Raw genomic sequence first — 12,033 nt, 5'->3', positions numbered from 1 at the left:
GATCAGACGTACCGGCCGACGCAGTCGCCGAACCGCTCCCCTTCCAGGGAGCAGTCGTAGGTGAAGTGCTCGCGTCCTCCGCCGCGCGTCGTGCCGGCCCGGCGGCGTGCGGCAGAGCGGAACGGCTCTCCACGCAACGCCGCGATGGGGACCTCCTCCCGCCCGGCCAGCTCGTGGCCGGCCGGCATCGCGACGAACCGCCGCTCGCGCGTCACCTCGCGGGTCGCCAGCCCCGGCGGTACGGGCAACCACAGGAAGGCCACGTCGGAGGACCCGCGGAGACGGCCCGGTACGGCGTTGCCGTACGGCCTGCGTTGCGATGACCATGAGTCATGGACGTCCACCTATGGCCTGGTGCCGTTCTCCTGGATCTATGGAGTCACGCTTTGATCTCTGCTTGCTTGAGCCCACTGGCCATCAAGAACACGACAGCGGGTAGGACAACGGTCGGCACCACGATGGAGATCGTCTGGGTGGCCGCCTCAGCGGCACTCAAGTGGTGCAGGTGGAAGCTGTGAAACACCGTGTGCGGTACGGCGAACACGAACAGCGCGGCCGTGCTGGTACGGACCAACGCCGGAGTCAACCTGATCGCGGCCGCCACGAAGACCACGGTCATCCCGAGGTTCATGAAGCCGTAGTCCCGCACCAGGTGTTCGTTGTACGGCGGCAGCATCGCCACCCAGCCCGTGTCCGGGAAGGGCAGGGGGCCGTGCTCGTAGAAGGACAATGGCGCGAACCCGGCCCACACACCGAGCGTGGCCGTCAACAAGGCGAGCACAACGACGAGTGCCCTTGTCCACGTCCTCATCGCCGCCCCCGAGCCGAAGTGGTCCGGTTGTCCGAGCGTGCCGCGACGTACCCGGCGAAGGTGAGAAAAGGTTTGGTCATACCCTCCCAGACAGGGCAGCCGTCCAGACTGTGACAGTGGCCCACGTCTCACCCGCGTCCGGGCCTGGTCAGAGCAGCCGGCTCCTCCGGCGGCCGGCCGCATTTTGGAGAATCGGGGAACCAGGGCAGGTAGGCCCTCCGCAACTCCATAAGCACTAGTCCTGTCGAGCGAAACTCCAGCTCAGGAGCCTATCGAGGCATATCCGCCCGATTTTTCGCGAGTACTACCGTGACCCCGAGAGAGCCGCTAGGCGGGCGTGATGTTGTGGTTCATGCGGAACAGGTTGCGGGGGTCGTACCGCTTCTTGATCGCGGCGAGTCGGTCGTAGCGTTCGTGGCCGTAGATGGCGCGCAGTTCTTCTGGAGTGGTGCCCTGGCCGGCGGTGAGCAGGTTGGCGTACATCTCGTTCTGCGCCCACGGTGCCACCGCGTCGACCACGTTCTTCAGCTGTTCCTGGAACACCGGGATCTGGTCGGGGCTGCCCGCACCGAGGCCGACGACTTGCCAGCGCACGCTCCGACCGGCTACCGCGTTCGGCACCGCGGGCGGCCGTTCCAGCGCGCCGCCGAGGGCCCGTATCTCGACGAGGACCAGCCGCGCACCCGAATCGGGACCGACCGCGGCGAGCAGGGCGTCGGCGGCCTCGCGGGGGAAGTCTCGCAACGCTGCCGCGCGTTCGACCCACGGCACGGGATTGGGCGGGTCCATGTGCACCTTGCCGGCCATGCTGTAAGGCAGTTCGGTGATCGTGTCCATCACCGTCGGTGCTATCTCGCGTATCGGTGCGAGCAGGCGTTCGGCTTCCTCCTGGGGCTGTAGCGAGGAGAACCGTACGTGCATGACGAAGGTTCCCCGCAGGGGCTCCGGCATCTCGGGCCGCGGAGGCCGGCGCAGGAAGGCGATGGAGGAAGTCATCTCCGGCGGCAGGCCGACCACCCAGTTCCGCCAGGTGTGCAGCACCTTCGCCGCGTACTCGCCGGCGAAGAAGAGGCCGCCGCCGTAGAAGTGCTTGAGCGGGAAGAGGGCGAACTCCAGGGCGGTGACCACGCCGAAGTTGCTCTTACCACCGCGCAGCGCCCAGAACAGGTCCGGCTCGGAGGAGGGGGTGACCTGGCGTAGCTCGCCGTCCGCGGTGACGATCTCGAGCGCCTGTACGTGGTCGGCGGCGTACCCGTGCATGCGGCCCAGGACCGGGCTCAGCCCGCCGCCGAGGTGGTAGCCGACGACGCCGACGGTGGGGCTGGAGCCGCTGGCCGGGGCGAGGCCGTACTTGTCGGTTTCGGGGAGTACCTGACGCCAGCGGACGCCGCCCTCGACGCGGGCGAGGTTTCTGGTGGGGTCGACGTGCACCGCGTTCATCCTGGACATGTTGAGCAGTACCGCGCCTTCGGCGGAGCGGACCACCTGGTGTCCGGTCGCGAGGACGGCCACCGGCAGGTCTCGTCCGGCGGCGAACCGGACCGCGGCCTGCACGTCGGCCGCGCTGGTCGCGCCGACGGCGACGGCAGGTCGTACCGGGGTCATCAGGTTGAAGGTGGCACATTCATCTTGGTAGCCCGCGTCGTCCGGCAGCACCACCGGACCGGCGACCTGCGCCGTGAGATCGGCAATTTCGGCCCTGCTCAGCGAGGCTGGGCCCGCCGTGTCGTACAAGGTCATTTATCTCACCTTTCCGTATTTGGACTCGTGATGGAGGAGGCGATGCGTCCCGGACGGCTTCCGCCCCCGTGCCCGGCCGGCGCGAGACCGTTGTGAAGCCACGGGCCGCCGTGGCCTTCCATGCGGGGCAAATGCAGCAGCATGGTGAAAGGGTGGTGCGCTCGACCAGGGTGCCGATCGCGGAGCCGTCCAGCCCGGCTGAACAGCAGGCTCAATGCCCATCGACGGACCGCGTGTCAGATTTGTGTTGATTGTGGATCGCGTGTCCGACTTTCATGCTGCCTACCGATCGGCGTGCAGCGCCGCCTTCGTCCGGCCAGGAAGCACTTATATCCGGACAGGGCGAAATCGCAGCCGTGCGCTCCACCACGGCGCGGCACCACGTCGCGCAGCCGAGTCCAGCGCGTGGCCTGCGACTTCGCGTTGCGATCCTCGTCTACGACGGAGTGACGTTGCTGGACGTCGCCGGTCCCGCGGAGGTGTTCAAGGAGGCACCGGTGGGGTGCCGACTACCGGATCGTGCTGCTGCCTCTGATCTCAACTCCGTACAGGCCCTAGGTGGCGGCGTGAAAGATCAACACGCCGAGGTAGACGCCGCCCGCGATGGCGGCCACGTGGAGGATGATCGACAACACGCGTACGGCGGTGGTGTTCATCTGCGTCATCCGTTCAGGAGGCGATTCTTCGCGGCGGCGTATTCGGCGTCGTCGAGCCGGCCCTCCTTGTGCAGGGCGGCCAGCCGTTCGAGCGCCTCGACCAGACCCGTTCCGGCGCCCGACGGGGCCCGCTCCGGCTCAGGGCGGCGGGGGTGGGCGTGTCGACGGTCGCGGTCGCGGTCACCGGGAAGCTCGACCGTGGTCGTCCAGTGCACCTCTCCGGGGCGGGTGGCGACCGGGGCCTGCGCGGTCCGGGGAGGTGCGACGCCCCAGAACACGCGCCGCAGCGCGTCGCGGTTGGCCATGAACAGCAGCGGGAGACCGCCCATGACGATGAACAGCACGGCGCAGATCATGAAGCCCACGTCGACGCCGAGCTCGGGGTCGAGGGCCGCGTCGAGGAAAACCCAGCCGAGGCTCAGGAACAACGCGGGCCAGGCCAGCACGACGAGCTTCGGGCCCACGGGCAGGAGACTGACCGCGTAGAGGCCGAGCGCGGCCAGGCCACCGAAGATCGAAACAGGGATGATCCAGGCGATGCCCGCCGGGCAGGGCGTCTCGACGACGTACGGCCCGCCCGCCCCGCAGCTGCCGCCGAGCGTCATCAGCGCACTGACGGCCAGGTAGAGCAGGGTGAGCGCGCAACTGAGAGCGCCGAGCCCGATCAGCAGCCCGATGGACCGCCGGACAAGCCCAAGGGGGGTGAGCATGCGTCGAATATAGGACAGGAGGGGCGTCACGTCAGGGGTTGCGCGGGCCACTCCAGTAGGCGTGCACCGAGCACCGCGGTCTCCAGGGTGAACCGCTGCGTGGGGTCGGTCGGCGAGAAGCCGGTGAGTCTGCGGACGCGCTCCAGCCGATAGGTGATCGTGCGGGCGCTGATGCCGAGCCTGCGGGCCGCCGCGGTGTGGTTGCCCTGCGAGGCGAAGATCGCCTCAAGGGTCTCCAGCAGCGGCTCGGGGCCGCCCCGGGTGGTCGTGAGCGGGCCGAGCACGGTCGACACGAGGTCGACGATCGCGCTCCTGTCGCGGAGAAGGACGGGGAAGACGAGCAGGTCGGACGCTTTGAGCACCTGGGGGCGAAGGCCGAGCCGCTCCCCGAGCTCGATGGCGTTCGCCGCCTCCTGATAGGAGGTGACGATCCCGCCGGGTCCGGCGTGCGGCCTGCCCACCCCCGCCCGGAACGACGGCAGCGCCGACCGCACATGGTGGACGAACTCTCCTCCCGCCGCACCCAGCGAGCCCGGCGCGACGCACACCAGCAGCCCGTCGCGCGCGGCGACGAGGATGTTGTGCGATCCGAACCTCGCGACGAGCGCTTGCTCGATCCGCCGGATCAGCGGATCTTCGGCGGCCAGGGCTCTGTCGGCCTTGACGACGGTCGCCATGTAAGCCTCGGCCAGGCGTAATCCGAAGTGCTCGGCCCTGCGGGCGTCGGCCCTGCCCCACAAGAGGTCGTCGACGAACGCACGGCGGCCCTCCTCTTCCTTCCTGATGGCCGTGAGCTGGGCCGCCTCGTAGCCTTCCGCGAAGGCGGCCATGCTCCGCCGTACGGCGCCGAAGGCTCCTCCGGCGGTCAGTTCGGCGGCGTGCAGGCAGGCGTCGGCGAGCACGCGCAGGGGGATGCCGCGCTCGGCGGCGAGCGCGCCGCACACCTTGAGGTCGTCGACCTCGGCGCGGCCGGGCAGCCGGCCGGTCGCGGCGGTGGCCGCGAGCACAGAGAGGTACCCGCCGAGAAGGTCGGCGGGCACCCCGGTCGCCTCGCTCACCCGAGCGAGAACGTCGTCCATCAGACACCCACATCACGCCGGGAGAAGGCGAGCATCGCCGTCGTCACGAGCACGGCGGTCGCGCCGAGAAGCACAAGGTAGTCCCCGAGGGGCCAGCCGAGTGCGACCGGGCTGCCGTCCAGGTAGTAGTGGAAGGGCGAGACCCAGCGCAGCCACGAGATCGCGTCCACGCTCTTGCCGAGCGTCTCGACGACGTACCCCGCCAGCGCGTAACCTCCGCCGACCGCGAGGGAGACCGCCTTGCTGCCCGTGGCGGCCCCCACGGTGAGCGCCAGCGTGCCGAAGAACAGCGCGAGCAGGAACAGCCCGGTGTGCGCAGCGATGATGTTGCCCATCGGGACGCCGATGTCGCTCACGGACCCGAGCGCCAGGACCAGGGCCAGCGTGACGATCGCGACCGCCAGCACGCCCAGGGCCACGGCCGCCCACCGCTCCAGCACGAGCCGGCCACGGTCGATCGGCAGGGTCACCGTGAGCTCCAGCGTGCCGTCCTCCTCCGGAGCGGCGATCGCCCGTGTGCCGAGGAGCATCGCGCAGATGGTCAGGAGGATCGGGACGAACAGCTGGTAGACGACGGCCTGGAGATAGCCCGTGCCCGACGCGATGTCGGCGAGGCCGCCCATCAGGTCCCTCAGCGGGCCGGGGTACTTCGACAGGGCGGCCTGCTGGGCGAAGTCGGGATTGCTCCTGATGCTCGGATAGATCGACAGGTACAGCGACAGGAAGGCGGAGATGCCGACCGCCCAGCCGATGACGCTCCGGCGGTAGTCGCGCAGGGTCTTACGCACCAGCGTGGGCACGGGGGGCCTCCTCGCTGTAGTAGGTGAGGAAGATCTCTTCGAGGTCGGGCTCGGAGCTGACCATGTGGACGACGGTGAACCTCGCCGCGGCCTTGATCAGCGCGTCGGGCCGGCCGTCGATCGTGCAGCGCAGGCTCGCGCCCTCCACCACGACGTCCCTCACGCCAGGCAGACCCTCGAAGGCCTCCTTCGGCACGGGCGCGTCGAAGTGGAACTCCACATGGCGGACGGCACGCTCACGCAGGGCCGCGACGTCCTCCACGGCCACCAGCCGTCCGGCCCGGACGATGCCGACGCGGTCGGCCACGTTTTGCACCTCGCCCAGCACGTGCGACGACATCAGCACGGTGCGGCCGGACGTGCGGACCTCCCTGACCATCGCCAGGAACTCGTGCTGGACCAGCGGGTCGAGTCCGCTGGTCGGCTCGTCGAGGATGAGCAGCTCCGGCTCGTGCATGAACGCCTGGATGAGGCCGACCTTCTGCTTGTTGCCTTTGGAGAGCTGGCCCATCCTGATCGACAGGTCGGCGTCCAGGCGGTCGGCCAGTTCGTCGATGCGGCCCCGGCTCACCCCGCCCCGGACCTCGGCGAGGAAGCCGAGGAAGTCATGGGCCCTCTCGCGACCCGCCAGCGCGAGCTCGCCGGGGAGGTATCCGATCCTGCCGCGCACCGCGGTGTCGCGGGTGTCCGCCCCGAGCACGGTCGCCCGGCCGGAGGTCGGCCGGATGACGTCGAGGAGCAGGCGAATCGTCGTCGTCTTCCCCGCGCCGTTGGGGCCGAGATAGCCGAAGACCTCGCCCGGCTGGATCTGGAGAGTGAGGTCCTCGAGGCCTTTGCGGGTGCCGTAGAACTTCGTCAGCCCTTCGGTCTCCACTACTGCTGTCATGGACGACATGTTCCTGCTGCGACCAGGCCCTGCGGTATGCCGAAGATCGGACAACTTCAAGCCGGTTCCCTTCCCACATCCGGCAACCGCCCTGTGGCGCGTGATCATGCAGAAGTTCGGGAACATGGCCTCTGACCTGCGACTCCCCCGTCCCGTGATCATGCAGAACTTCGGGAACATGGCCGCTGACCTGCGACCTTCCTGCGCGTGATCATGCAGAAGTTCGGGGATGCGGCCGCTGACCTGCTGGTTTCTCCTTCGTGATCATGCAGAAGTTCGCGCTGACCACCCATGACCTGCGAGTCGGTTGTTCGTGATCATGCACGACGCAGGAGCCGGGCCCCGACCGCCAGCGCGACCGCCGACAACGACACCGCGCGCGCCAGCCGTACGGACCTGCGGACGTCCGCGACCGCGGGGCGCGGGCCGTCCCCCAGCTCGGGGCGGTGCTCCAGGCGTCCGCCGTAATCGTTCACGCCGCCGAGCCGTACGCCGAGGGCGCCCGCGAAGGCGGCCTCGCACCTGCCGGCGTTGGGGCTGGGATGACGGTGGCCGTCGCGGCGCAGCGCGGCCAGGGCGCGGCGCGGCGACCCGCCCGCGACCGGCGCGAGCGCACTCGTGAGCAGGCCGGTCAGCCGTGCGGGCACGAAATTCGCGACGTCGTCCAGACGCGCCGACGCCCAACCGAACCGGTTATAGCGCGGCGAACGGTGACCCACCATCGCATCAAGGGTGTTGATCGCCCGGTACGCCAGAAGACCGGGCACACCGGCCACCGCTCCCCAGAAGAGCGGCGCGACGACCGCATCGGAGGTGTTCTCGGCGATCGACTCGACGGTGGCCCTCGCCAACTCGCTTTCGTCCAGGCGCGAGGGGTCGCGTCCGCACAGATGGGGAAGGCGCTCGCGGGCGGCGGCGAGATCACCGGCTTCGAGCGAGCCGGCCATGTGAACGCCCTCTTTCGCGAGGGTCGTCCCACCGAGAACGGCCCAGGTCGCGGCAGCCGTGACGACCGTACGGGCGATGGGCCTGTCCCGGGTCAGCCGGTGCGCGGCCAGGCCGATGCCAGTTGCCGCACCGACGCAGATGGTGGTGAACGCCACCCCCCGAAGCCGGGAGTCGCGATATATGCGTTTTTCCAGGACGGCGACTCGACTGCCGAACACCGCCACTGGATGCCCTCGGCGCGGGTCCCCGATGGCCGCGTCGACCGCGGCACCGAGGAGCAGACCGGCCGATGTTCCGTTTCCCCTGATCACGTGGGGCATTCTGGCGCATTGCGGACTTCTTTGCCGTACGGCAGGCCGGAGCGAGGGCGTAAGTGCATGATCACGAAGCGCATTCACCCAGGTCGGGAGTGATACCGCCGAACTTCTGCATGATCACGAACTGGAAATGCGCAGGCCACGCGCCATGTCCCCGAAGTTCTGCATGATCACGCCCAAGGTTGGGCGCACTGACCTGTGCCCAAGGTTGGGCGCTCTGACCTACACCCAAGGTTGGGGTGATCACACCCCAACGGTTGCGTGATCACCTCACGAGCTGATCGTGGAGAGTGTCCTGGTTGGCGTCGAGCCAAGCGGCGGCTCTCCTGATCCGCTGCCCGACTCCTTCCTCCCACATCCGGGCCCAGCCGCCGCCCGAGGTCTCCGCCTTGTACCGCATGGCCACATAGACGCGATCGAATCGAGTGCGGGCTTTCTCGAGCAGCCTCAGCCTGTCCTGCCAGGCGAGGCCGTACGCGTCGCAGAACAGCCGCAGCCGCGCACCCACATCGAGGTCGCGCAGGAGGGGATCGCGATCGACCGGGTCGGCGATCGGGGCCCAGTGCCTAAGTGTGGTCACCACGTCGAACAGCCGCGTCGTGGGCCGGGCCATGTCGAAATCGATCAACGCGTACGGCACGAGCCGCAGTTGCCCGCTTTCGTCGAAATCCTCGCGGAACACGACGTTGCCAGGGGTCACGTCGCAGTGCCCGACCAACTCGGGCTCATCATCGAGAACCGACCCCTCCTCCCAGATCGAACCGGGTGAAGGCGTGAAAGACGCGACGGCGTCATGGAAGCGCCGCAGAAGGCGGGCGAGCGCGATGAGCGTCGCATCAGTGACGGCGTAGGCGGGGAGCGAGCCGAAGGGCACGTGACCTTCGACGAAGGAGAGGATCTCGGTGTCCCGTCCGTCCGTGCCGAGCACGCGCGGAGCGCCCTCGAACCCGACGGCTTCGAGATGCCGCAGCACCGCGTGAACCGACGGAGAGCAGGGCTTCATCGAGCGATGTACGGTGGCCCCCACCCTGACGACTCCTTCGGTGACATCGCCACCGAGCAGGATCATCGAGGGAGCCGAGCGCACGACCATGGCCAATCACCCTAATGGTCATGATCTCTTCGTGCGGGTAGTTCGGTGCATCGGTCACACAAAGGACCGCCGGGTGACCGAGATCACTCGGCCGTGGACCGGGATCTAGGATGTCCGCGTGCGCATCGGAACACTCGGGGCTGCGCGAATCGCCCCCGCCGCCTTGATCAAGCCAGCTCGGTCCGTGCCGGAGGTCCAGGTCGCAGCCGTCGCCGCCAGGGACCGCTCCCGAGCCGCCGAATTCGCCGCCAAACACGGCATTCCGATGGTCCACGACTCGTACGAGGCGCTGATCGACGATCCTTCGATCGACGCGGTCTACAACCCGCTGCCCAACGCCCTGCACGCCGAATGGACGATCCGCGCTCTCGAAGCCGGCAAGCACGTTCTGTGCGAGAAGCCGTTCGCCTCGAACGAGAAGGAAGCCCGCACGGTGGCCGACGCCGCCGACAAGTCCGGACTTGTCGTGATGGAGGCGTTCCACTACCGGTATCACCCGCTCGCTGAGCGGATGGCGTCGATCGTCGGCGAACTGGGAGAGATCGAGCAGATCGAGACGGCTCTATGCTTCCCACTCCCCCGCTTCTCCGACATCCGATACTCCCTGCCCCTCTCCGGCGGGGCGCTCATGGACGCGGGTTGCTATGCCGTACACCTCGCCCGGTTCCTCGGCGGAGGTGAGCCCGCCGTCGAGTCGGCCCGCGCGTTGCTGAGGAAACCGCAGGTGGACCGCGCGATGACCGCCACGCTGAGGTTCCCTTCCGGCGCCTCGGGACGCGTCACCGCCTCCATGTGGTCGTCTCACGTGCTGAAGATCGCCGCCCGGGTGACGGGATCACGAGGCCAAATGCGGGTGACCAACTTCATCGCCCCCCAGGTCTTCCACCGCCTCTCGTACACGGTGGACGGCGTGAAGAAGCGGGAGCGTGTGGCCGGGGAAGCCACCTACACCTACCAGCTCCGCGCCTTCCTGTCGGCCGTGCAGACCGGCGAGGGCAACCTCACGCCGCCGGCCACGTCGATCGCCAACATGGCCGTCATCGACGAGATCTACCGCAAGGCCGGGCTGTCGCCGCGCGGCATGATCTGACGTCCAGGCGAATACCAGTTGTCCAGGCACTCGTGGGATCATGCAGAATTAGGCACGAGCGCCCTTAGCTCAGCCGGATAGAGCATCGGACTTCTAATCCGACGGTCGGGGGTTCGAATCCCTCAGGGCGCGCTCCCCAGACCAGCCCAGATGCCCTCTGAGCTGGTCTTTCGCGTTGTACGGCTCCCGCCGCGCATGCAACCGGAGGCTGCCGGATGCACCCCGATGCCGCCACTCCCGGAATATATCCGGAATGATCTTGACGGCGTTTTCGCAGGTCAACGGTGAGATTCCGACGGCTTCCGGAATGATCCCGGGCTCCCCGAACACGCCGAAGGGTCCCGGCGTGAACCGAGACCCTTGGTACCTCCGCTACGTCCAGGGTGACCTCGCACGGCGTGCGCTGGAGATCGATGGGTGGGAAGCCGCTCTCCACCATCACCTGACGGACCAGCGGCTCGACTTCGGTCATCGGCCCGATGGACAACGCGTAGCCCGCGAGTTCCCAGACCGCAGGCGTATCAAGTCCGGCTTCGATGAGCTCACAGGCCAGCCATCCGGCATCAGGCGCAGTCCCAGCGAGCCGGCCCCAGAGGAGTTCGCCCCTAAGCTCGGCCAGACGATCCCTGAGCTCTGGCAGCAGTTCCAGCGGGCCAGTATCCCGCGAGCGGTCATTCATGTTGCTAGCGCCTTCGATCCGCTGGTTGGCGACTTCGCGTTGGCCATCGATGCACTTGGCGTAAACGCGGAGCATCACATCTATGCCATGGCCAGCCCGCTCTGCCGCTTCCGGTGCGTGCACCCCTGCGTTCAACCAGAGCGAGACGGCCGCATGCCGGAGATCGTACGGCCGGGCCGCTATCTCAGGAGAGCATAAGCGGCGCGGTCGTCGTGATCCGCAAGTTCTGGTGTGTCGCTGATCGCTAAACGACGACGTCTCCGATAGATGGTTCATCGACCAAGACGACCATCCCCCGGAGACCTCGTGGCCACCTTAACGGTGACGGGGCGGGCCGACCTGACCGACGCGCAGTGGGCGCTGCTGGAACCGCTGCTGCCTAAAGGTCGCGTGCCCGGACGCCCGCCGATCTGGACTAAACGGCAGCTCATCGACGGCATCCGGTGGCGAACCCGGGTGGGCTCGCCCTGGCGGAACGTGCCCGAGCGGTACGGACCCTGGCAAACGGTCTACGGCCTGTTCCGGCGGTGGCAACGCCGCGGCGTCCGGCAGCAGATCTTGACCGCCTTGCAGGCCCGCGCCGACGCGGCCGGTCTGATCACCTGGGATGTCAGCGTCGACTCCACGATCGCCCGGGCGCACCAGCACGCAGCCGGTGCCCGGAAAAGGGGGACCTGCAGGCCGAGCCACCGGGCGGCGTGCGGATCGAACCGGCCGATCATGCGCTGGGCCGCTCGCGCGGCGGGCTGACCACCAAGCTGCATCTGACTTGCGAGCAGGGGCAAAAGCCGTTGTCGCTGGTGCTGACCGCGGGACAGCGTGGCGACAGCCCGCAGTTCATCACAGTCTTGGACGGTATCCGGGTGCCGCGCCCAGGCGGTGGCCGGCCGCGGACCCGCCCGGACCGGGTGCTGGCCGACAAGGCCTACACCTCGGCGGCCAACCGGCGGTATCTACGCCGTCGCGGGATCAAGGCCACGATCCCGATCAAGGCGGATCAGGCGGCGAACCGGCGCAAGAAGGGGTCCATGGGCGGCCGGCCACCGGCCTTTGACCTGCACCTGTATAAGCAGCGGCATGCCGTGGAGTGCGGCATCGGCCGCCTCAAGCGCAACCGGGCCGTGGCCACCCGCTTCGACAAACTCGCCGTCCGCTACGAGGCGACCGTCCTCGTCGCGGCCATCAACGAGTGGCTGTGATCGGCGCATTCAGCACGCGCCCAAG

The 12,033-nt window shown here is 68.4% G+C and carries 12 protein-coding genes, 1 tRNA gene and 1 pseudogene; 4 read left to right on the top strand and 10 right to left on the bottom strand.

What is annotated here, in order from left to right; all coding sequences use genetic code 11:
- Positions 1-2: 2 nt before the first annotated feature.
- From Pth03_RS19460 to Pth03_RS19420, 10 genes and pseudogenes are all read right to left on the bottom strand, one after another.
- The gene (locus Pth03_RS19460) at positions 3-344 is read right to left on the bottom strand and encodes a LysR substrate-binding domain-containing protein (protein ID WP_203945743.1); all 342 of its coding nucleotides are present in this window, start codon (positions 342-344) and stop codon (positions 3-5) included.
- A gap of 35 nt (positions 345-379) precedes the next feature.
- On the bottom strand, positions 380-811 hold the full coding sequence (locus Pth03_RS19455) for a hypothetical protein (RefSeq protein ID WP_203945742.1): 432 nt from the start codon (positions 809-811) through the stop codon (positions 380-382).
- Positions 812-1,138: 327 nt separating this feature from the next.
- On the bottom strand, positions 1,139-2,551 hold the full coding sequence (locus Pth03_RS19450; RefSeq protein ID WP_203945837.1) for an FAD-binding oxidoreductase: 1,413 nt from the start codon (positions 2,549-2,551) through the stop codon (positions 1,139-1,141).
- Positions 2,552-2,580: 29 nt separating this feature from the next.
- A pseudogene (locus Pth03_RS42530) lies at positions 2,581-2,747 on the bottom strand (IS30 family transposase); the annotation flags it as partial.
- A 465-nt stretch (positions 2,748-3,212) separates the two neighbouring features.
- Entirely contained in the window at positions 3,213-3,917 is a 705-nt protein-coding gene (locus tag Pth03_RS19445) for an SHOCT domain-containing protein (protein WP_203945741.1), read from the bottom strand.
- Between the two features lie 26 nt (positions 3,918-3,943).
- Positions 3,944-4,996, bottom strand: coding sequence for a PucR family transcriptional regulator (locus tag Pth03_RS19440; RefSeq protein WP_239119185.1), 1,053 nt, complete (start codon positions 4,994-4,996; stop codon positions 3,944-3,946).
- A complete protein-coding gene (locus Pth03_RS19435) occupies positions 4,996-5,796 on the bottom strand; it encodes a DUF2705 family protein (protein WP_203945740.1) in 801 nt (266 codons plus the stop codon). Before Pth03_RS19435 ends, Pth03_RS19440 begins: the two co-directional genes overlap by 1 nt.
- Complete coding sequence (locus Pth03_RS19430) at positions 5,777-6,682, bottom strand: ABC transporter ATP-binding protein (RefSeq protein ID WP_203945739.1); 906 nt, start codon at positions 6,680-6,682, stop codon at positions 5,777-5,779. The genes Pth03_RS19435 and Pth03_RS19430 overlap by 20 nt, the downstream gene beginning before the upstream one ends.
- Positions 6,683-6,999: 317 nt before the next feature.
- On the bottom strand, positions 7,000-7,950 hold the full coding sequence (locus Pth03_RS19425; protein ID WP_203945738.1) for a cobalamin biosynthesis protein: 951 nt from the start codon (positions 7,948-7,950) through the stop codon (positions 7,000-7,002).
- Positions 7,951-8,212: 262 nt separating this feature from the next.
- Positions 8,213-9,040 (bottom strand): phosphotransferase, encoded by an 828-nt coding sequence (locus tag Pth03_RS19420; protein WP_203945737.1) that lies wholly within the window; start codon positions 9,038-9,040, stop codon positions 8,213-8,215.
- Positions 9,041-9,158: 118 nt separating this feature from the next.
- Between Pth03_RS19420 and Pth03_RS19415 the strand changes: the two genes are divergently transcribed.
- From Pth03_RS19415 to Pth03_RS19400, 4 genes are all read left to right on the top strand, one after another.
- Positions 9,159-10,130, top strand: coding sequence for a Gfo/Idh/MocA family protein (locus tag Pth03_RS19415; protein WP_203945736.1), 972 nt, complete (start codon positions 9,159-9,161; stop codon positions 10,128-10,130).
- Between the two features lie 58 nt (positions 10,131-10,188).
- Positions 10,189-10,262: transfer RNA gene (locus Pth03_RS19410), tRNA-Arg, on the top strand.
- 121 nt (positions 10,263-10,383) lie between these two features.
- Positions 10,384-11,007: a hypothetical protein gene (locus tag Pth03_RS42375; protein ID WP_203945735.1), complete on the top strand. Its 624-nt coding sequence runs from the start codon at positions 10,384-10,386 to the stop codon at positions 11,005-11,007.
- Positions 11,008-11,076: 69 nt separating this feature from the next.
- Positions 11,077-12,008 (top strand): IS5 family transposase gene (locus Pth03_RS19400; RefSeq protein WP_203945734.1). Its coding sequence is split into 2 segments (ribosomal slippage): positions 11,077-11,527 and positions 11,527-12,008, totalling 933 coding nucleotides; the frame shifts between segments, so codons are not numbered across the junction.
- The last annotated feature ends 25 nt before the right edge of the window (positions 12,009-12,033 follow it).

The organism is Planotetraspora thailandica, from assembly GCF_016863335.1.
Classification (GTDB): Bacteria; Actinomycetota; Actinomycetes; order Streptosporangiales; family Streptosporangiaceae; genus Planotetraspora; species Planotetraspora thailandica.
The sequence above is the reverse complement of the archived record's forward strand: the minus strand, read 5'-3'. Positions and strand labels throughout refer to the sequence as shown.